The 18,316-nt window shown below is 62.7% G+C and carries 21 protein-coding genes and 1 tRNA gene; 8 read left to right on the top strand and 14 right to left on the bottom strand.

What is annotated here, in order from left to right:
- Nucleotides 1-35: 35 nt before the first annotated feature.
- The gene (gcvT, locus tag SynA1562_RS12435) at nucleotides 36-1,139 is read right to left on the bottom strand and encodes a glycine cleavage system aminomethyltransferase GcvT (RefSeq protein ID WP_186494100.1); all 1,104 of its coding nucleotides are present in this window, start codon (nucleotides 1,137-1,139) and stop codon (nucleotides 36-38) included.
- A gap of 130 nt (nucleotides 1,140-1,269) precedes the next feature.
- On the opposite strand from gcvT, the gene SynA1562_RS12430 reads away from it, so the two are divergent.
- Nucleotides 1,270-1,482: a hypothetical protein gene (locus SynA1562_RS12430; RefSeq protein ID WP_186494099.1), complete on the top strand. Its 213-nt coding sequence runs from the start codon at nucleotides 1,270-1,272 to the stop codon at nucleotides 1,480-1,482.
- An 84-nt stretch (nucleotides 1,483-1,566) separates the two neighbouring features.
- Nucleotides 1,567-1,962 (top strand): Crp/Fnr family transcriptional regulator, encoded by a 396-nt coding sequence (locus SynA1562_RS12425; protein WP_186494098.1) that lies wholly within the window; start codon nucleotides 1,567-1,569, stop codon nucleotides 1,960-1,962.
- Here SynA1562_RS12425 and speB read toward each other — a convergent pair.
- Both speB and speE read right to left on the bottom strand, forming a co-directional pair.
- Nucleotides 1,959-2,834, bottom strand: a complete 876-nt coding sequence (gene speB / locus SynA1562_RS12420) for an agmatinase (protein WP_186494097.1) — start codon at nucleotides 2,832-2,834, stop codon at nucleotides 1,959-1,961. The two genes, SynA1562_RS12425 and speB, sit on opposite strands and share 4 nt — an antisense overlap.
- Nucleotides 2,831-3,673, bottom strand: coding sequence for a polyamine aminopropyltransferase (gene speE / locus SynA1562_RS12415; protein WP_186494096.1), 843 nt, complete (start codon nucleotides 3,671-3,673; stop codon nucleotides 2,831-2,833). Before speE ends, speB begins: the two co-directional genes overlap by 4 nt.
- Nucleotides 3,674-3,942: 269 nt before the next feature.
- Between speE and arfB the strand changes: the two genes are divergently transcribed.
- Nucleotides 3,943-4,374, top strand: coding sequence for an alternative ribosome rescue aminoacyl-tRNA hydrolase ArfB (gene arfB, locus SynA1562_RS12410; protein WP_255445670.1), 432 nt, complete (start codon nucleotides 3,943-3,945; stop codon nucleotides 4,372-4,374).
- On the opposite strand, the gene mazG is transcribed toward arfB, so the two are convergent.
- On the bottom strand, nucleotides 4,371-5,204 hold the full coding sequence (mazG, locus tag SynA1562_RS12405) for a nucleoside triphosphate pyrophosphohydrolase (RefSeq protein WP_186494095.1): 834 nt from the start codon (nucleotides 5,202-5,204) through the stop codon (nucleotides 4,371-4,373). The genes arfB and mazG overlap by 4 nt on opposite strands.
- Before the next feature lie 33 nt (nucleotides 5,205-5,237).
- A complete protein-coding gene (locus tag SynA1562_RS12400; RefSeq protein ID WP_186494094.1) occupies nucleotides 5,238-5,720 on the bottom strand; it encodes a metal-binding protein in 483 nt (160 codons plus the stop codon).
- A gap of 58 nt (nucleotides 5,721-5,778) precedes the next feature.
- Between SynA1562_RS12400 and SynA1562_RS12395 the strand changes: the two genes are divergently transcribed.
- Nucleotides 5,779-5,850 (top strand) — tRNA-Val (locus tag SynA1562_RS12395).
- Nucleotides 5,851-6,585: 735 nt separating this feature from the next.
- Nucleotides 6,586-6,771, top strand: coding sequence for a hypothetical protein (locus SynA1562_RS12390; RefSeq protein ID WP_186494093.1), 186 nt, complete (start codon nucleotides 6,586-6,588; stop codon nucleotides 6,769-6,771).
- Nucleotides 6,772-6,858: 87 nt separating this feature from the next.
- On the opposite strand, the gene SynA1562_RS12385 is transcribed toward SynA1562_RS12390, so the two are convergent.
- The 7 genes from SynA1562_RS12385 to SynA1562_RS12355 are packed head-to-tail and all read right to left on the bottom strand — an operon-like array spanning nucleotide 6,859 to nucleotide 11,798.
- Nucleotides 6,859-7,164, bottom strand: a complete 306-nt coding sequence (locus SynA1562_RS12385) for a TIGR03894 family protein (RefSeq protein ID WP_186494092.1) — start codon at nucleotides 7,162-7,164, stop codon at nucleotides 6,859-6,861.
- 57 nt (nucleotides 7,165-7,221) lie between these two features.
- On the bottom strand, nucleotides 7,222-7,458 hold the full coding sequence (locus SynA1562_RS12380; RefSeq protein WP_186494091.1) for a chlorophyll a/b-binding protein: 237 nt from the start codon (nucleotides 7,456-7,458) through the stop codon (nucleotides 7,222-7,224).
- Between the two features lie 38 nt (nucleotides 7,459-7,496).
- Nucleotides 7,497-8,234 (bottom strand): MBL fold metallo-hydrolase, encoded by a 738-nt coding sequence (locus SynA1562_RS12375; RefSeq protein ID WP_186494090.1) that lies wholly within the window; start codon nucleotides 8,232-8,234, stop codon nucleotides 7,497-7,499.
- Entirely contained in the window at nucleotides 8,231-8,641 is a 411-nt protein-coding gene (locus SynA1562_RS12370; RefSeq protein ID WP_186494089.1) for a transcriptional repressor, read from the bottom strand. Before SynA1562_RS12370 ends, SynA1562_RS12375 begins: the two co-directional genes overlap by 4 nt.
- Nucleotides 8,642-8,645: 4 nt before the next feature.
- A complete protein-coding gene (locus tag SynA1562_RS12365) occupies nucleotides 8,646-10,574 on the bottom strand; it encodes a 4Fe-4S binding protein (protein WP_186495442.1) in 1,929 nt (642 codons plus the stop codon).
- Between the two features lie 37 nt (nucleotides 10,575-10,611).
- A complete protein-coding gene (locus SynA1562_RS12360) occupies nucleotides 10,612-11,520 on the bottom strand; it encodes an oxidoreductase (protein ID WP_186494088.1) in 909 nt (302 codons plus the stop codon).
- 20 nt (nucleotides 11,521-11,540) lie between these two features.
- Entirely contained in the window at nucleotides 11,541-11,798 is a 258-nt protein-coding gene (locus tag SynA1562_RS12355; RefSeq protein ID WP_011365486.1) for a hypothetical protein, read from the bottom strand.
- A 54-nt stretch (nucleotides 11,799-11,852) separates the two neighbouring features.
- Here SynA1562_RS12355 and SynA1562_RS12350 point away from each other — a divergent pair, with 54 nt between their 5' ends.
- Both SynA1562_RS12350 and SynA1562_RS12345 read left to right on the top strand, forming a co-directional pair.
- On the top strand, nucleotides 11,853-12,302 hold the full coding sequence (locus SynA1562_RS12350; RefSeq protein ID WP_011365485.1) for a hypothetical protein: 450 nt from the start codon (nucleotides 11,853-11,855) through the stop codon (nucleotides 12,300-12,302).
- The gene (locus tag SynA1562_RS12345; protein WP_186494087.1) at nucleotides 12,299-12,922 is read left to right on the top strand and encodes a 2OG-Fe(II) oxygenase; all 624 of its coding nucleotides are present in this window, start codon (nucleotides 12,299-12,301) and stop codon (nucleotides 12,920-12,922) included. Before SynA1562_RS12350 ends, SynA1562_RS12345 begins: the two co-directional genes overlap by 4 nt.
- On the opposite strand, the gene SynA1562_RS12340 is transcribed toward SynA1562_RS12345, so the two are convergent.
- Entirely contained in the window at nucleotides 12,902-14,224 is a 1,323-nt protein-coding gene (locus SynA1562_RS12340; RefSeq protein WP_186494086.1) for a mechanosensitive ion channel family protein, read from the bottom strand. The genes SynA1562_RS12345 and SynA1562_RS12340 overlap by 21 nt on opposite strands.
- Complete coding sequence (locus SynA1562_RS12335) at nucleotides 14,221-15,471, bottom strand: extracellular solute-binding protein (RefSeq protein WP_186494085.1); 1,251 nt, start codon at nucleotides 15,469-15,471, stop codon at nucleotides 14,221-14,223. Before SynA1562_RS12335 ends, SynA1562_RS12340 begins: the two co-directional genes overlap by 4 nt.
- An 88-nt stretch (nucleotides 15,472-15,559) precedes the next feature.
- Here SynA1562_RS12335 and SynA1562_RS12330 point away from each other — a divergent pair, with 88 nt between their 5' ends.
- Nucleotides 15,560-18,304, top strand: coding sequence for a valine--tRNA ligase (locus tag SynA1562_RS12330; protein ID WP_186494084.1), 2,745 nt, complete (start codon nucleotides 15,560-15,562; stop codon nucleotides 18,302-18,304).
- The last annotated feature ends 12 nt before the right edge of the window (nucleotides 18,305-18,316 follow it).

Below are 18,316 nucleotides of genomic sequence, written 5' to 3'. Positions count from 1 at the left end.
GGAGAAGAGCGAGTTTCCCACAGCAGCGGTGAGCTTCAGGCTCGTTTGTAGAAGGGCTTGCGAACGACCGTTGCCGGCTGGGCCTTACCGCGAATCTCCACGCTCAGCTCTGTGCCGAGCTTGGCGAGGGACGGGGGAACGTAGGCCAGGGCGATCGCTTCTTCCAGGGTGGGGGACCAGGTGCCGCTGGTGACGATGCCCACCGTCTCCCCGTTATGGACAACGGGGTAGTCGTGGCGGGCGATGGCACGACCCTGCAGCTTGAGGCCCACGAGGCGTTTGGTTGGTCCGGATTCCGCCGCTTGCTCCAGTGCCTGCCGGCCCACAAAATCCACGGGCATTTCCAGGTGCACGAGCCAACCCAATCCCGCCTCGAAGGGGTTGGTTGCGTCGTTCATGTCCTGGCCGTAAAGGTGCATGGCGGCCTCCAGCCGCAAGGTGTCCCGCGCCCCCAGGCCGCAGGGGGTGACACCGCGATCGAGCAAAAGCTGCCAGAGCTTTTGTCCGTCGTTGGCGTTAAGCAGCAGCTCGGCACCGTCTTCGCCGGTGTAGCCCGTGCGAGCACTAAACACCGGTTGGCTCAGACCTTTGAGGTTGAGCATCCGGTGGCCGAAGCGGGGCAAGCCGCTGAGCTCTTCGCCGCTCAGCTCCTGAAGCACCCCCATGGCCTCAGGGCCTTGCAGAGCGAGCAGCACGCCGTCCTTTTTGATGTCGGTCACCGTCAGGCCAGCGGGTTCCATCTGTGCACGGATCCAGGCGGTGTCGCTGTCGGCGCAGGCGGCATTGATCACCAGCACCAGCGCACCCCGTTCGGCATCGATGGCACCGCAGTCGTAAACGATGAGGTCGTCGCGGATGCCGCCACGCTCGTTCAGCAGAACGGAGTAGCAGGCTTCGCCGGGCCCGATGCGGTGCAGATCGCTGGGGAGCAGCCGTTGCAGCGCATCCTTGGGATTGGCACCTTCGAGGCGCAGCACTCCCATGTGGGAGATGTCGAACATGCCGACCCTTTCGCGAACGGCCTTGTGTTCCTGGATCAGACCGCTGAACTGAACCGGCATCTCCCAGCCGGCAAACGGCACCATGCGGCCCCCGGCGCTGCGGCAGGACTCGAACAGGGGAGTGCGCTGCAGGGACATGGGGGCGGCCGATGGGAAGCGCATTCTTATGGAGGGCTTCACGATCCGGAAGGGAACCCGGAAATTTGCCCCTACTCATGGTCCGTTTTGTAGGCCGTCACTAGCTTGAGCGCGTTTCCGGGGCGCTTGTTTGGCCATCAGCTCCTGCTGTCGCAGCTGTCAGTACTGCACCCTTCCGGCAGGTGCCAAGGGTTGGTGCCGTCTGCGCCGGTTGGAGGTGCATGCCGAGATTGCGGATCTGATGGTCTGTCACCACTGGACCCCCCGTTCTCCCAAGCTTCCGGCTCTGCAGAGCAGCAGCGTTGGTGAGCGTCAGTTGGAACTGGATCGCAGCTTGACGTGAGTTCGGATCCATCCACGGCTCAGCCATTGGTCATGGCCACCACCGGATGATCGCGGGATACTGCAGCCACCCCCCGTTGTTGCCTTGTCCGCCTCAGCTCCGCTGACTCCTCTGGAACTCATCCAGGAACAGCCTGAGGTGGATCGCCTGACGCTTCCCACCGGCACAACCGTGTTCTGCGCCGGCGAGCCGGTGCAGTTCATCCATGTGATTGAACGGGGATGGGTGGAGCTGAGCAGCGGTCCTTTGAACCGCATCCGCTTTGGTTCCGGTGAATTGTTTTTCTACGAAGATCTGGTGGATGGCACCGAATGCCACAGCCGTGATGCCACAGCGGTGACACCTGTTTCGCTGTTCCGCCTGAGCCGTACCAACTTTCTGGCACTCATCCACCGGCACCCAACGCTGGTGCTGCAATTGCTCAGCAAACAGCACAGCCGTTTGCGGCAGCAGCGGATTGATGCGCGGCACTTCTATTAATCGGCACCGAGTAGGAGAAGCAGGCTGCGGGTCACCTTGGCGGCCAGGACTGAGCTGATGCCGCTGGTGTCGAGTTGTGGGGCCAGTTCCACCACATCGGCCGCCACCAGGTGATGCTCCTGGAGCATCGCGATCAGGCTGGCGAAGTCAGGCCAGTGGTAACCACCGGGTTCAGGGGTGCCCGTGCCCGGCAGAACTGAAGGGTCAAACCAGTCCAGGTCGACGGTGAGATAGATGGGTTTTCCCTTCAAGGGAGCTAGCGCCTCTTGAAGCGCATCGATGCTGGGCATCAGCCGTCCGCTCTCATGCAGTTCGGTGAATTCCTCGCGCGTGCCACTGCGGATCGCGAGTTGAAACAGTGTCTGGCTGGGAAGGACCTCCAGACAGCGGCGCATGGCGCAGGCATGGCTGTTGCGGGCCCCCAGCCAGTTGTCCCTGAGATCGGCATGGGCATCCAGTTGCACCAGCACCAGGTCGGGGTGGCGTTGTGCCACGGCCTCCACGGCGCCGGAGCTGATCGAATGCTCTCCGCCCAGAATCAGGGGCTTGAGGCCCAGGGCGAGCACGGCTTCGGTCGCCTGCTTCACCTTGGTCAGAACCGGCTCAGGGTTGCCGAAGGGAATCTCCACGGCACCGAGATCAGCAAAGGCGAGGTCCTCCAGATCCAGGTTGAGTTGTGGGCAATAGGTCTCCAGGCCTGCGCTCACCTCTCGGATGGCGGCGGGGCCAAAGCGGGTGCCCGGTCGAAAGGAGGTGGTGCCGTCGTACGGCACACCAAAGAGGCCAACGCGGCAGTCGGCAGGGTTGCGCCGGGATCCCATGAAAATGGTTCCGTCAGTGTCGAAAAGCCCACTCGGCGGATGTGCGGTCATGACTGCAGCTCCCGTTCGACGAAGGCGGGGATGGCGTCCATGGCCCCCCGCTGCCAGCGTGGTGACCAGATCTCGCAGCCTGCAGCGATCGCCTGGCTGCGCTCGAGGTCGGGAGTGCGGTAGCGGGGTGTGCCCATGGCAGCGAAGGTCCAGCTCCACCAGCCGCTGGGGTACATCGGCACCCAGCCATAGAGCGGGTCGGCATGGTCAAACACCTCGCGCAACAGGCGCACCATGGCGATGTGAACATCGCGGAAGGCTTCCGGAGATTCGCTCTGCGTGCCGAACACGCCCCCGGGCTTGAGCAGCCGTCGGCAGTTTTCAAAGAAGGCGCGGTTGAACAGACCTTCGGCGGGTCCGGCGGGATCAGAGCCATCCACCAAGACAACGTCATAGCTCTGGTCATCAGCCTGCGCGGCCCAGGCGATGCCATCGCCCACCGTGAGCTGGAACCGCGGATCGGACCAGGCGGAACCGCCGATGTTGGGAAGGTGTTCTTGGCTGAGTTCCACCACACGCCCGTCAATTTCCACCATGTCCAGCCGCTGGACGTCTGGGTGGCGCAAGCATTCCCGCGCGGTGCCGCCGTCTCCGCCGCCAATCACCAGAATTCGCGCGATTGAGCTGGCACTGCACAGGGCTGGATGCACCAAAGCCTCGTGGTAATGGCGTTCCTGCTGTTCCGCTGTCATCCAGCAGCCATCCAGGAGCAGCCCCCGCCCGTAGCGCTCACTGCGAATCACGCTGATCCGCTGGAACGGACTGGTCTCCTCGACCAGCACCTCTCCCCTCAATCCATAGCGGACGCCGCGGTGTTCTTCGTCAATCCAGCTGCTCATGGGCTGTGGTGGGCACCTCTCCAGCTAAGGACCCGGGGGGGCTGCTCCCAAACACCAGATCTAGTGCTTTTGGGATTGACGAACACAACATGTGGAGGTTGAATGTGTTTGGTTGGGTAGCTGCTGTGGAAGAGGGCAGCTCCAAAGCCTTTTTCGTCAGATCAAGGCTTTTGTTGTGCCGATAGGGCTCAGACCTGATACAGGTGTTTTCTCTCCGAGGCATCAACCCGGTGGGACCATCCTGTTGTTCTTGACCCAGGAGGTGGCTGGTGCAGGACCTGGTGGTGAACGAGCGGTTGACCATTCCGTCCAGAGAGCTGCGCTGGCGATTCAGCCGTTCATCCGGTCCCGGCGGGCAGGGGGTCAATACCACCGATTCCCGTGTTGAGTTGCTTCTGGATCTGGCGAACTGCTCCTGTCTGGGGCCATTCCGTCGTGCCCGTCTGCTGGAGCATTTCCGGGCCCGGTTGGTGGAAGGTTGCCTAAGGGTTGTGGTCGCAGAAGAACGCTCCCAATGGCAGAACCGTCAGAAGGCTCTGCATCGCATGGGGGAGCTGCTGCGCGAGGGCTTGCAGCCACCGCCGCGGGCTCGCAAAGCCACCAGGCCGGGTCGTGGTGCCGTGAAGCGGCGCTTGGACACGAAGAAAAAGCGTGGGGACCTCAAACGTCAACGGCGCAGCCGGCCATCCCTGGACGATTAAACGGTGTCGGTTGATGAGGACTGCTCCGCCCTGATGGCTGCTTTGGCCTGTTTCCAGAGGGTTTCCAATTCGTGGATGCTGCGGCCCTGAAGATCCCCTTCCAGGGCAGCTTCAACACGGGAGAAACGATCGAGGAAGCGCTGGTTCGTGCCGGCGAGTCCTTCTTCGGGTTCGATTTGGCACCAACGGGCCACATTCACCAGGGTGAAGAGGAGATCGCCCAGTTCCTCCTGGGCATGGTCTTTGTTGCCGCTGGCCACCGCTTCCTTGAGTTCGTCCAGCTCTTCATGGACCTTCTCCCAGACGCCGGCCACGTCATCCCATTCGAAGCCGGCTTTGGCTGCTTTTTTTGAGATGGTCATCGCTCCAGCCAGGGCCGGCAGGCCGCGCACCTTGGTTTTAAGCCTGTCGCTCAGTGGGCTGGTGGAGCCAGCCAGGGCCTCCGCCTGCTCTTCCAGCTTGATGGCGTCCCAGCTGCGTCGAACGTCGTCACTTGTTTTGGCTTCGGCGTCCCCGAACACATGGGGGTGACGGCGGATCAGCTTGTTGCTGATGCCATCGGCGATCGCATTGAGATCAAACCGTTGCTCCTCTCCAGCGATCTGGGCGTGCAGCACCACCTGCAGGAGAAGGTCGCCGAGTTCTTCTTTGAGGTGCTGGTCATCGCCCTGACGGATGGCATCAGCCACCTCGTGGGCTTCCTCCAACACGTAGGGCACCAGGGATGCATGGGTCTGTTCCAGGTCCCATGGACAACCCGTTGCTGGGTTCCTGAGTTGTGCCACGACATCGACCAGTCGTTGCACTGCAGCAGAAGGAGCGTTGGCCATGCCTGGGCAACAACAGGGGCAACGCCCACCTTCTCATCGCTGTCGTTTTGTCGACCATTCCTTGGGCCAGGGGTCGCCATCCAGGATTAAGTGGATCCAGGCACTGCCCTCCAAACCCACCAGACACGCGATGAATTCGCGTGGGTGCTGACACATCAGTTGCTGCAGCGTCGTCAGCAGCATCGCTGGTGAGAGTGCCGGAACCACCAGGGTCACGATCAGGCACCAGGTGAGCAGCACCCCCAGGCGCGCGCCCATTCCCAGCACGGGTCCATGGGACCAGATCGAGCGATGGGGGATGAGGAGGCGATAGGGCCACCAGAGGAAGCCGAGGGGGCCCCACCGCCGCAGCGCATTGGAGCGGGTATCAAGATCGGGGGACAGCCACAGTCCTCCGGCTAGACAGCTGGCTGTGGCGATCAACGCTGCAACCCATCCCAGCACCAATCCAACGGCAATCCCGAGCGGGAGGCTCAGGATCCAGATGCTTTGGTCGTGGCGGCGACCCGCTGCCAAGCCTTCGGAGCTGTTTTGCGCCCCCAAGCTGACGCGTTAGGGCAGAATCTGCCCGATGGGGCGATTAGCTCAGCGGTAGAGCACCTCCCTTACAAGGAGATTGTCACTGGTTCGATCCCAGTATCGCCCATTTCAAAACTCAGTGCAGCACTGGTTTTCTCCAGGGTTATTTCAGCTCGCCAATGCTTGTCCTCCAGGGTCATCGCTTCCCTGCTTGGTGCCGAACTCTCCGCGTAGGACGCCCTCTGCTTTTCGAATCATTTTGAGGCAGGTCTCCCTGTCAGCAGCGGCGTAGGCAGCGTCCATGCATTTCACGTACTGCTCCTCAGGGGTCACAAGCCGTTTGCCTTTGGGTGGAGTATCGATCCAATCCAATTGGCTTGCCGTAGCTGCAATTACTCATCCGCTTGGCGGGGACAGGCAAGTGTGCAAAGGTGGGGCAACGCCAAAGAGCCTTGCTGAAGGCCCACTGCGCGAGAACCGATAACTCGATTCCATGAACCGAAGATCCAGCACTCCCCCGAGGGAGTGGCGCAAAGCTGGCAGCAATGCCAGCCGAATTGACCTCAGTGGCTATGCCTCATCGCAGCATCGCCGTTTTCTGAAAGCGGAAGCAGAGCAGAGCGCAAGGGAGCCAAGACATCACTGACAACGCCCTTGCCAGCAGGGGGGGCAAGCCCCACTCAGCCGTTGCTGCCGTCATCCATGCCGCGTCGGATCAGGCTCTGCGTTAGCCAGAGCAGACCGATGAAACCGGCGGTGACAATCAACAGAGTCAAGGTTCAGGCTGTGGTGTGGATGTTGCGACGTTGAACGGCTTGCCACCAGATCATCATTGGAAGACAGGCCTTACAGGCATTTGGCGATGCAGTTGTTCTTGGCGCTTGTGGTGCCTGTGGTTCTGCTTGTGGGGCTCACAGCGCTGCTTGCGACGGGCAGGTTGTCGTTCTCTCGCAACGTTGCTTGGTTGTTGGAACGCCAAAGCAGCATTTGGATGACTGGAATCGTGGCCCTTGCTGCCGCTGCGGCCGTGCTGGCCCTGCAGAGCTAAGCCGTCTTGCTGAGATGCCTCCACAAGCCTGACCCATCCCGCTAAGGACGGAGGGGGATGGGCTGTCTTGTTATCAGGAGGTTTTGATTAACGGCTGCTGGAACGCTTGCGCACCACTCTGGGTGTTTCCCGCTCGGCTTTGGCTTCTGTTTCAGTCACCGTCTTGTCTTCGCCGGCCGCTTCTTCCTGCCCGGGCTCATCGTCGGGTTCCTGCGCCTCAATCACCCCAAGCACCATCGCGGCTTCCAGCTGATCGCTCATGTCACCGATGGTGAGTAGAGCTTTCAGGACCAGCTGGGCGCGAGGCGCTTTGGGCAGACCGGGGCGGAGCTTCTTGGTGGTGTTCCACAGCTCCAGGGCCACTTCCTTCAGCAGTTCCTTGTCAGCAGCCATTCGATTCGAACGTGAATCGCACCATTCTCGTCATCGGGGGGTTGTCCCCTTCCCGAATCAGAAGCAGAAGGGCAGGAATTGGGTGCGGCAGGCGGCGTATCCATCCACCAGGGGGCCCAGCCCAATCTGGTGAACGATGCCGGCACCGGTGAGCCCCTCGGTGATGATTCCGATCACGATGCCGAGCATGGCGGCACGGCCGTTGAAGCGTTCGGCCTTTTTGAGCTGCTCCATGTGGATGTCGCGGGCGGCGACGCCTTGGAACCAGGAATCGTTGGCTTGCGGGGATTTCATCGAACTCAAGCTGTTGTTACAAAGCTTAATCCGAAAAATCAGTTTTTCAGCAGCAGGCGTTCTCCGGGTGTTGGGTCAGTCCAGCGGCTGCTGGCGGGTAGCTGGGCTCCAGTGCTGGCCACGGATCCTTTCATTTGTAGGGCCCGACTCAAGGCACCGCCAAAGCGCACGTCGCCGCCGGAGGTGCTGGCGAGCACCGTGCTCGGTTGGAAGCGTTCCACCAGTTGCGGCACCACGGAGCAGCCTTTGACAAACGCCCCAAGCGCTGGAAGGCCTAGATCCACCATCGGCGTGATCACGGCATCCAGCGGTTGCGGCTCCAGCGCTGGATCGAGAAAACCGTGGGGTTCCAGATAGAGCGATCCGGCCGGATGCTCGAGCAGATAACCGTTTTCCACCATCGGCACCGGTGCACCGGCGCTGGCCCGCACCTGCAGGCCCTGATGGTTGGTGCTCTCTCCGGGGGAGAGGGCTTTCACGCTGGTGAAGCCCAGGCGATCCACCACCCGTGCTGCAGCCACCGATGCAATGACGGGCAGGTCCTTGGGGAGGAGCGCCAGAGTTTCCGGATGGGCATGGTCCGCGAGCCCCTGGGTGAGCAACAGCAGGTTCAGCTTTTCGGGGGCCTTGCGTTCACAGGGCAGCTCCCCCTTCAGCAGCCAATCCCCTGGGGGGAAGCTCAGGCTGCCGCGCAGCCAGGGATCCACCAGAACGCGGAGATCGTCGAATTCGAGCAACCAGCCATTGGCTCCGTAGTAGGTGGCGGCCAGGGTCATGAGGGGCTTTGCTGCCGCTCGCGGCAGTCGCTGCAGAGACCAAAGAATTCAAGCGTGTGGAACAGGAGATCGAAGCCTTTGCGGCCTTCTTCGGGCACCTCCAGGTCGTGAATCGGGCAGTGGTCGAGCGCCTGGGTCTTGCCGCAATCGACGCAGGTGAGGTGGTGGCGATCCCGCTCCAGCGGCGCATAAAGCGCTTCCCCATTGGGCAGGTGGCGGCAGCGCACCAGGCCCCGTTGCTGCAGCTGGCGCAGATTGCGATACACCGTGGCCAGGCCCATGGCTTGGTCGGGTTCCAGGCTGCGGTGGAGCTGCTGACCGCTCATCTCATCACCACAGGCCTGCAGGTTCGCCAGCAATACCTTCTGGCGGGCATTGATCTGGGTGGAAGGGCGGCGAGTGGCCATGGTTTTAAAGGGCGACCAACCAGCGGCCGCTGAAGCTGACCAGGAGCAGCACCATGCTGCCCATAACCCAGGCCCTGCGGTCGAGATCCAGCAAGCGGCGACTCAAGATTGCTGCACCAATCCATCCGATCCCCACCACCAAGGTTTGGCAGAAGCCGATCACATGGGGGTCGGCTGACCATTGCGGCCAGCCATGTGGCAAGACGGTGCCCGCCTCGGCCATGCCGATGGGTAGATGGCGCGCCAAGAGCAGGGCCCAGAGCAGCGGCAATCCGGCGTAGAGCCAACGGCGGTTGAGCCACAAACCAATCGCAGCTGGTAAGGCAAGAGCGAGCACCGCAAAGCTGAGCCGGGCCAGCAGGGGGCCTTCATGCAATGACGACGGTGCCAGGGGCAGCCAGCCCAGCAGGCGTTGCCAGTGGTGCAGGCAAATGCCCCCAGCCAGCACCAGGATCAATCCACGCTCTCCATTCGGGGCCTGCATGGTGCGTTGCAGATCAGCGGCCGGCGGCCGCAGTCGCAACTGCACGGAGCGGTTGGGACAGGCCTGGGTGCAGGTCATGCAGAGCACGCAGTTGCGGTTGTCGCTCAGATGGGCAGGGTGGGTGCCCAGTGGACAGCCTTCGCTGGCCAGCCCTTCCTCATCGGCGGGTCCGCCCTTGAAGCAGGCGTAGCTGCTGCAGCTGCCGCTGCAGGTGCCGGCTTCTGCGCGGAGTTCAAGGATCGAGAGTTTGGCGAACAGTCCGTTCATGCCCCCGACGGGACAGAGATAACGGCACCAGAAGCGTTTTTCAAACACCGTTGAACCGATCACGGCCCCTGCCGTGATCAGCAGCAGCAGGCAGCTGCTCAGCCAAGCGGTGTTCTCGAGGTTCCAGACCTCCTCCCACAGCAGAATCGAGGCAAAACCGGCGGCGAGGGCAGGCGCTCCCCAGCGGTCCATGTCCCCATGGGGCCAGCTTTTCTTGCGCCACGGGGTCAGCTTCTGGGCGATCTGTCCCCAGATCATGAAGGGGCAGATGGCGCACCAGAGGCGACCCACCAGCGGATAGCTCAGCAGGATCAACGGCCACCACCAGGCCCAGAACAGATTCAGCATCGGATTGGCTGCGCGGTCCTGCGGGCCAAGCCAGAGCACCACGTTCACGACCACGAACATCCAGCTCACCAGGCCGAACAGCAGCGTGTTCCAGAGCGCCGGTGCGCGCATCCAGTTGCGCAGCTGCGGTTTCCAGCGCCAGATGTCAAAACGGGCCCGCCGTGTTTTTTCTTCGGTCCAGAAGACCTCTTCAGGCAGCAGTGGTGGCAGCTCGCCATGGCTTTGCTGACGGGCCTGCCGCAGGGCGCGATCCACCATTGCTTCGAGTTCGCGCAGGTTGTTGGCGAAATCGTGGTTCTGGAGCCGTCGCACCACGCTCTCCGACAGGGCGGGTGGTTGGCTCCAGCCGAGGCCAGGGCTCTGCAACCTCAGCTGGTAGCGCAGCCAGTCCCCTAGGTCGGTTCGGCGCACCCGTAAGGGAGGGACGCGGATGGATTGCACCAGGCCGTCGAGGGCCGGGATGGTGGCTTCGCTGGTGAACAGCACGCGTCCTTTGAACTCCGGTGCTTGGCCATGGGCCATCGCGATCAAGCGCTGTTGGACCGCGTCGTCAACGCGGTCCATGCCGCTCACCAGCAGCGTGTTGGATCCAAGCTCATTCAGCAGGTTGAGGCTGCTGCCCTGCAGATCACTGGCGTCCAGTCGCACAAGCAGACGACGCCGGTCCGCTGATCCGTAGTGCACCAGGGCGGCGAGGTTGTCTTTTTCCAGGCCGGGTTCGCCGCTGATCAGCACCGGTTGGCGCTGCGGGTCTCGGGCGGCCTCCAGCACCGCAGTTCGCAGCCGTTGGGCGTAGCGACTGGATCCCACAACGCCGCGTCGGGCCCGGCCCATCACGAAGGGGGCCAGCCGCTGCAAGCCAGCGCTGGATTCAGCCACCGATCAGCTGCTCGCTCAAGCTCCAGAGCCGTTGCCGTTCGGCGGGTTGGCTTGCTGCTGGTGCAACACGGCAGAGCGCCGGTGCACCTCGCAAGCCGCCGAACTGCTCAGGGCCGTAGTGCTCGCCACCCTGCGCCGTCGCCGCTGTGGCGGCATGCAGTTGCGGCAGGGCACCCATGCCGGCGCTTTGGAACAGGGGATCCATCAGCCGGTAGGCCAAGGCCTCGAAGCGGTTGCCGACGCTGGCGATCGCGGTGGGTTGCAGTTCCGTGCGCGCGATGCCGGGATGGGCGGCCAGGGAGCGGATGGGGCTGCCCTGCTTGCGTAGGCGTGCATCCAGCTCAAGGGCAAACATCACGTTGGCGAGTTTGCTTTGGCCGTAGGCCCCATAGCGGTCGTAGCTCTTGCTCCAACTTGGGTCGTCCCAGCGGATCTTGCCGAAGTACTGCGCCCCTGAGGTCACCGTCACCACGCGGGGATCGGGCCGGTTTTGCATCAGCGGCAGGAGGGCCTGGGTTAGGGCCATGTGCCCCAGGTGATTCACACCGAACTGCAGTTCATGTCCCTGGGCGGTGGTGCGCCGCGGCGGTGCCATCACGCCAGCGTTGTTGATCAGCAGATCAAGGCAGCCGTAGCGTTCGCCAACGGTGGCCGCTGCCTCTTCCACGCTGGTCAGGTCCGCCAGATCTAGGTCCACCAGATCCACCGCTCCACCGTCGCGCTCCTGCAGCAACTCCTGCTTGGCCAGCTCGGCTTTGCGGGGGCTGCGGCACGCCAACACCACGGTTGCCCCGCAGCGTTTTAAGGCCCGTGCGGTCTCCAGACCCAGACCGCTGTTGGCTCCAGTGATCAGGGCAATGCGCCCCTGCTGGTTTGGGATGTCAGCCGCGGACCAACCCATCGCGTCACCTGAGCCTGGGCTCAGTCCTCCGGGAAGAGCAGCTCCGCCAGTTCGTCGGCGTCCACGTCGTAGACGCGGGCCAGGCTGGTTTCGATGGCGCTGGTCACCTCGCCAGGCAGGAAGCGCATTGAGTTGAGGGCGTCCTCGGCGATGTCATCGGTGAGCAGCTTGTCGTCGCTGTCCAGCTTTTCGTCATTGATCACCGCCATCACCCAGCTCTGGTAGGCGTAGACCAGATCGGAGAACTCGAGTTCGGGATCGTTCAGGTCCAGGGCCATGGTGCGAATAGCCAGTCGCCCCAGTCTGACCTTTCGCAGGAGAGGATGAACAGCATGGATTCCGCTGATGCCACTGGCCTGCAGGCCACGCTGTTTGATTTTTCAATCGCTGAGCTGGTGCGGCAGCACCGGGAGAGCTTTCAACCCCTGTGGACGGCGGAAAGTTGGGTGAAGCTGCTGATCTGGTTGTCGTTGAACTGCGGTAGCTCCGGGGATGAAGCCGGCATGGCCCGTTTCGTTGAGGCACTTGGTCCAAGTCTCACCACCCGAATGCGGCGGGTGTTCTTTGAGCGGGAGCTAGAGGCTCTCGATCTGCAGGTGATGGCCGATCCGGCTGAGCAGCAGGTGCTGGTGCTGCCGATGGGCCCGGGTGTTCCCCTCGATCTGGAGCGCGCTGCCACGGTGATTGAGCAGGTGCAGTTGCAGGGCCATGTGGCTGACCGGTCGCGCTGGCAGCAGCTCGATGCTGTGGTGGCGATACCACGCTTGGAGGCTGCGACATGAACCTGATCGGGCGCTACAGCAATCCCGGGTACGCCTCGGTGGCCGATGCAGTGCGTGAATTCTTCGAGCGCCGGGTGGATTTGCAGCGGCCTGGTGTGGCCTTCGGCCCCGAGGGTGAGGGGGAACCGGCGAAGCAGAGCACCGACATCAGCTTGGTTGCGATTGATCGCTCGGAACCCGAATCCTTCGCCCTCTCGCAACTGATCCTTCGCGGGGTGACCGCCGGCTTGGAGCGCTATCTGCAGGAGCGGCCTCTGTTCCGGCAGTGCTGCCCGCAACAGAGCCTGTTTGTGAATCCGATCTTCAACCTCCAGCACTACGCCCCGGGGGAAGGGTTCAAGCGATGGCACTGCGATTGGACCATCAGCGATGAGGCCACCGAACCGGTGCACCGGGTGCTGGCCTGGATTCTTTATTGCAACGACGTTGATGAGGCCGGCACCGAGTTCCACTGGCAGGACCACCACGAACCGGCGGAGCGGGGCAAGTTGGTGATCTTTCCGGCTGGTCCGTCCCACATTCACCGCGGACGCGTGAATGAAAGCTCCAGCAAGTTGATCGCCACTGGTTGGATCAACGCCGGACGCCAGGAGGACTACCTACGGCGTCTCGCCAGTTGAATCGTTGGCTGGATCGCTGTCTGCTTCGGCCTGAAGCTGATTGCTGGGGCTGCCGAGCCGGTGGGTTTGCTCCTTTGAGGGAGGCCATTCCATTGGATACACCTGGCGCTGTGGGAAGGGAATGCCGATGCCGTTCTCGTCGAAAGCTGTCCAGATGGCTTGACGCAGATCGCTCCCCACACCAAACGCTTCAAGGGGATTGCGCACCCAGAAGAGCAGCTTGTAGTTGATCGAGGAATCGGCGAAATCCACGGTGAAGGCAGCCGGAGGTGGGTGCTGCAACACCTTTTCGTGTTGACGGGCCACCTCCTCCAGAACTGCGATCACCTGACTGGGTTCGTGGTGGTAAGCCGCTCCCACCGCAACTACATCCCGGCGGGAGGTCTCTCCCGCGGTGTACGACTCCGCCTCCTGGGTGAAGAAGTTCTGGTTGGGGATCAAAAGTTCGGCCCCATCGCGGCCGCGGCGCAACTGCGTGGCGCGCAGCCCCAGCTTGCGCACGGTGCAGGGGTCGCCGTTGATCATCAGGATTTCGCCAGGGCGAACGGAGCCCTCAAATAGAAGCCAAATGCTGCTGATGAAGTTGGAGATGATTTCTTTGATTCCGAAGCCGATGCCCACGGAGAGCCCCCCGGCCACGGCCACCAGGGCGGTTCCGTTGATGCCGATGTAAAACGCCACCCCCATCACGCCGATTCCGATCACCGAGTAGCGAAGAATCACTTCCAGCGCTCTTCGGCCTTGGGGTTTGATGCCGAAGAAGCTGCCCCCAAGCCAGGCCGCGAAGGCCGCTGGGCGGCTGGCCAGGGCAGTCACCAAATAAACGATCACCAGGGCGGTGAACAATTTGCCAATGGTGAGTGTCACCCCGAATACGTCACCGAGGGAAATCAGCGACAGCGATTCCCTGCTTCCCAGCATCTGGGAAAAGGTGAGGATCGACACCACCAGAAGCACAGGCCGAAAGAAGGATTTATCGATTTCTTCCACGGGCACCTTGGGGAAGCGTCCGTGGATCAGCTGCTTGGTGGGTTCCACGCAGCGCCACAGCACCCAGAGCAGCGCCAGGTACTGCAGAAAGCCCGCTGTGATGCCGGCCAAGGTCAACACGCTGGCGCTGAGGAAAAGCGCCGCCGGCACGATCAGGTGGGTGAGGCTGGCAATCAGGGGGCTGCTGAGTTTTCGCTTGACCCGGGATTCGCTGCTGATGGCGGCAACGAACAAACCCACCTGGATGAGCACGGAACCGCGCTGCAGATAGCCCAGCCAGGTGGTGGCTTCAGACGTGATCTCCGTGATCATGAGCCGCTCTCCCGCAAGCTCTTGAGGATGGTTTGGCTGGCTTTTTCAGGGGAACTGACGTCGTAGATGGTGTCGAGCAGAGCGTTCGAGATGGTGTCGTAACGCTCCGGATCGCGGAACACCCGCGCTTTCGATTGCCCCTTCGCGGCGTTTTCCTTCAGCGACTGCTCTGCGTACGTCACCAGGGCTTCAGTTCCTCCTGGGATTTTTGCGGCCACGATTTTTGCGGCTTTCCGATTCACCGGCAGTGAATTGCGTCCGGCCAGGGCATAGGTCTTTTGTGCCCAGGGTTTGGTGATGAAATCAATCATCACCAGGGCCTTCTCCCGTTGTTTTGGGCTGGAGTTGCGACCGAGGGACCAAGCCTGAAGCTTGGTGGCGGCTTTGAGCTTGGTGGACGGTCCTTTGGGGAGCGGAGCGAGGGCAAGCTTCCCGTCCATTTGTTCTCTCAACTCCCGCAGGCTGCTGCTCCAGCAGGTGATCCAATCCAGCTCTCCAGCCACCAAGGCGTCGCGCAGGCTGCGCTGATCATTGAGGAAGCGGATGTTCTGCTGATAGCTGGCGTTTTTCAACCAGTGCAACCAGCTGGTCACGTTGGCTTGCCGTTCGGCATCTGGCGGGAGCTGGGCGAGGGCGGCTTCCATCGCTTCGCCAGCGTCAAAGGATTCAGCGCTCCAGAACAGATCCTTCAACTGCAGCGCCATGCCGAAGGTGCTGCCTTCGCTTTCTTGTGCCATCTCCTCCAGGGTCTGAGGAGGGGAGCTCAAGCGTTCCTTGTTGAAGCAGGCCAGCTGCACGAATTGGTTCACCGGGCGGCCCACCAGTTGTCCGTCTTTGGCAGTGACGAGGTCGAACAGATAGCTCGGTGTGTCGGCGCGATCTTCGGGTGAAAGCTCCATTGGATCCACCAAGTTGCGCCTGTACAGCTCAAGTGCTGTGTCGCTGTCGGTGATCAGCAGATCCGGGCCAAAACCGCTGCGGGTCTGATCGGCGATTTCATCAACGAAGTTTTTCCGGGCAGACAGGGTCAGTTGCGGGCGGATGTGGGGATCCACGCTTCTGATGTGATCGATGGCTTCTTCGGTCACCTCCCGCAGCCGTTCGTAGTCCCTGCTGGAGATGGTTTCCGCGTTGTTGATCGTGCGCACCACCTTCACCACCACCGGTGGTCTCCAGGCGCTGCAGCCTGCGCAGAAGCCGGTCAGCGCAATCCCAAGGGCCAGATGCTTGATCCGGATTGCACCCATGCCGTCAATTCATTGGGCTGACGCTAGTGAGATTGGCCGGAGTGGACAGGGCTTTGCGAGCATGGCCGGCTGAACCGCTGAGCTTTCCGTGCCCGAACTGGCCAAGACCTACGACCCGGTTGGCACGGAGGCCCGCTGGCAGCAGGCCTGGGACGACCAGGGAGCCTTCCATCCCGACCCGAAGGCCCCCGGTGAACCGTTTTCAGTGGTGATCCCGCCGCCGAATGTCACCGGCAGCCTGCACATGGGCCATGCCTTCAACACGGCCCTGATCGACACAATCGTGCGCTACCAGCGCCTGGCGGGGAAAAACGTGCTCTGCCTGCCCGGCACCGATCATGCCTCGATCGCGGTGCAGACGATCCTCGAGAAGCAGCTCAAGGAAGAGGGCAAGACCCGTCACGACCTCGGCCGTGAGGCGTTCCTGGAGCGGGCATGGCAGTGGAAGGCCGAAAGCGGTGGCCGCATCGTCGGCCAGCTGCGCCGCCTGGGGTATTCCGTGGATTGGAAACGCCAGCGCTTCACCCTTGATGAGGGCCTGAGTGAGGCGGTGAAGGAGGCCTTCGTGCGGCTTCATGAGCAGGGGCTGATCTACCGCGGTGAATACCTGGTGAACTGGTGCCCTGCCTCTGGTTCGGCGGTAAGTGATCTGGAGGTGGAGATGAAGGAGGTGGACGGCCACCTCTGGCATTTCCGCTATCCACTCAGCAGCGGCGACGGCCACCTGGAGGTGGCCACCACCCGGCCCGAAACGATGTTGGGCGACACGGCGGTTGCGGTGAATCCCACCGACGAGCGCTACGCCCACCTGGTGGGCCAGACCCTCACATTGCCGTTCGTGGGGCGGGAGATTCCGATCGTGGCCGACGATCACGTGGAGAAGGATTTCGGCACCGGCTGCGTCAAGGTGACGCCGGCCCACGACCCCAACGATTTCGCCATCGGCCAGCGCCACGGTCTGCCCCAGATCACGGTGATGCGCAAGAACGGCACGATGAACAAGGAGGCCGGCCAGTTCGAGGGGCTTGATCGCTTCGAGGCCCGCAAGGCCGTGGTGGCTGGCCTGGAGGAGCTGGGACTGCTGGTGAAGGTGGAGGACTACCGCCACAGCGTTCCCTATTCCGATCGCGGCAAGGTGCCGGTGGAGCCGCTGCTCTCCACCCAGTGGTTTGTCAAAACCGAGCCCCTGGCGGCCCGCTGCCGTGAGGCCCTCGAGAAGCAGGATCCCCGCTTCATCCCCGAGCGTTGGGAGAAGGTCTACCGCGACTGGCTCACCGACATCCGCGACTGGTGCATCAGCCGCCAGCTCTGGTGGGGCCATCGGATCCCCGCCTGGTTCGTGATCAGCGAGACCGGTGGCAAGTACACCGACACCACGCCCTACGTGGTGGCCCGCAACGAAGCTGAAGCCCTGGCGAAGGCCAAGGCGGAGTACGGCGCGGCGGCGGAGATCGAGCAGGACGAAGACGTGCTCGACACCTGGTTCTCCAGTGGCCTCTGGCCCTTCTCCACCCTGGGTTGGCCCGATGCAGACAGCGCTGACCTGCAGCGCTGGTACCCCACCAGCACCCTGGTGACGGGCTTCGACATCATCTTTTTCTGGGTGGCCCGGATGACGATGATGGCCGGCGCCTTCACCGGCGAGATGCCCTTCCAGGACGTCTACATCCACGGCCTGGTGCGGGATGAGCAGAACCGCAAGATGAGCAAAAGTGCCGGAAACGGCATCGATCCGCTGCTGCTGATCGACCGCTACGGCACCGATGCCCTGCGTTTCGCCCTGGTGCGGGAGGTGGCCGGTGCGGGTCAGGACATCCGCCTGGACTACGACCGCAAGAAGGACATCTCCGCCACGGTGGAGGCCTCGCGCAACTTCGCCAACAAGCTCTGGAACGCCACCCGCTTCGCCTTGATGAACCTGGGCGGCGAAACGCCGGCCCAACTCGGGGATCCCGATCCCGCAGCCCTGCAGCTGGCCGATCGCTGGATCCTCTCTCGTCTGGCCCGGGTGAACCGGGAGACGGCCGAGCGCTACAGCAGCTATGGCCTCGGTGAAGCGGCCAAGGGCCTCTATGAGTTCGCCTGGAACGACGTCTGCGACTGGTATCTGGAGCTGAGCAAGCGAAGGCTTAATCCCGGTGAGAACTCCTCAGCCGAGGCCCTGGCTGATCAGCGGGTGGCCAAGCAGGTGCTGGCCAAGGTGATCAGCCAGATGCATCTGATGCTGCATCCGCTGATGCCCCACCTCACCGAGGAGCTCTGGCACAGCGTCACCAGCGAGCCGGAGACCACCTTCCTGGCCCTGCAGCCTTGGCCGGCTGTGGATGAAGCGGCCCTCAACGATGACCTTGAAGCCTCCTTTGCTGAGCTGATCGGCGCCATCCGTGTGGTGCGCAACCTGCGTGCTGTGGCGGGACTCAAGCCCTCCCAATCGGTGCCGGTGCGTTTCGTCACCGGCCGCGGCGAACTGGCGGCTGTACTGACCAAGGGCACGGCCGACATCACAGCGTTGACGCGGGCCGAGTCGGTGGCCGTGATGGCGCCGGAGGAAGCTGATGCGGCTCCGGTGGCCAAGGCCCTGGCGGGGGTGAGCGGTGAGCTGCAGGTGCTGCTGCCGATCGAAGGCCTTGTGGATCTCGATGCGCTCAAGGGGCGCCTGGAGAAAGACATCGCCAAGGCGGAGAAGGAAATCAAGGGCCTGGCGGGCCGGCTTGGAAATCCCAACTTCGCTGACAAGGCCCCGCCGGAGGTGGTGGCGGAATGCCAGGCCAACCTGGATGAGAAGCAGGCCCAAGCGGATTTGGCCCGCAAGCGCCTGGCGGATCTCAATTGATCCGCCAGGTGG

The organism is Synechococcus sp. A15-62 (genome assembly GCF_014280075.1).
Taxonomy (GTDB): Bacteria; Cyanobacteriota; Cyanobacteriia; order PCC-6307; family Cyanobiaceae; genus Parasynechococcus.
This window is presented reverse-complemented; position numbering and strand designations above follow the sequence as displayed.

Bases quoted from the DNA above. Each gene is read 5' to 3' on its own strand.
- gcvT (WP_186494100.1), bottom strand. From the start codon at position 1,139: ATGTCCCTGCAGCGCACTCCCCTGTTCGAGTCCTGCCGCAGCGCCGGG.
- speB (WP_186494097.1), bottom strand. From the start codon at position 2,834: ATGACCGCACATCCGCCGAGTGGGCTTTTCGACACTGACGGAACCATT.
- speE (WP_186494096.1), bottom strand. From the start codon at position 3,673: ATGAGCAGCTGGATTGACGAAGAACACCGCGGCGTCCGCTATGGATTG.
- mazG (WP_186494095.1), bottom strand. From the start codon at position 5,204: ATGGCCAACGCTCCTTCTGCTGCAGTGCAACGACTGGTCGATGTCGTG.
- SynA1562_RS12390 (WP_186494093.1), top strand. From the start codon at position 6,586: ATGCAGTTGTTCTTGGCGCTTGTGGTGCCTGTGGTTCTGCTTGTGGGG.
- SynA1562_RS12385 (WP_186494092.1), bottom strand. From the start codon at position 7,164: ATGGCTGCTGACAAGGAACTGCTGAAGGAAGTGGCCCTGGAGCTGTGG.
- SynA1562_RS12380 (WP_186494091.1), bottom strand. From the start codon at position 7,458: ATGAAATCCCCGCAAGCCAACGATTCCTGGTTCCAAGGCGTCGCCGCC.
- SynA1562_RS12375 (WP_186494090.1), bottom strand. From the start codon at position 8,234: ATGACCCTGGCCGCCACCTACTACGGAGCCAATGGCTGGTTGCTCGAA.
- SynA1562_RS12370 (WP_186494089.1), bottom strand. From the start codon at position 8,641: ATGGCCACTCGCCGCCCTTCCACCCAGATCAATGCCCGCCAGAAGGTA.
- SynA1562_RS12365 (WP_186495442.1), bottom strand. From the start codon at position 10,574: ATGGGCCGGGCCCGACGCGGCGTTGTGGGATCCAGTCGCTACGCCCAA.
- SynA1562_RS12360 (WP_186494088.1), bottom strand. From the start codon at position 11,520: ATGGGTTGGTCCGCGGCTGACATCCCAAACCAGCAGGGGCGCATTGCC.
- SynA1562_RS12355 (WP_011365486.1), bottom strand. From the start codon at position 11,798: ATGGCCCTGGACCTGAACGATCCCGAACTCGAGTTCTCCGATCTGGTC.
- SynA1562_RS12350 (WP_011365485.1), top strand. From the start codon at position 11,853: ATGGATTCCGCTGATGCCACTGGCCTGCAGGCCACGCTGTTTGATTTT.
- SynA1562_RS12345 (WP_186494087.1), top strand. From the start codon at position 12,299: ATGAACCTGATCGGGCGCTACAGCAATCCCGGGTACGCCTCGGTGGCC.
- SynA1562_RS12340 (WP_186494086.1), bottom strand. From the start codon at position 14,224: ATGATCACGGAGATCACGTCTGAAGCCACCACCTGGCTGGGCTATCTG.
- SynA1562_RS12335 (WP_186494085.1), bottom strand. From the start codon at position 15,471: ATGGGTGCAATCCGGATCAAGCATCTGGCCCTTGGGATTGCGCTGACC.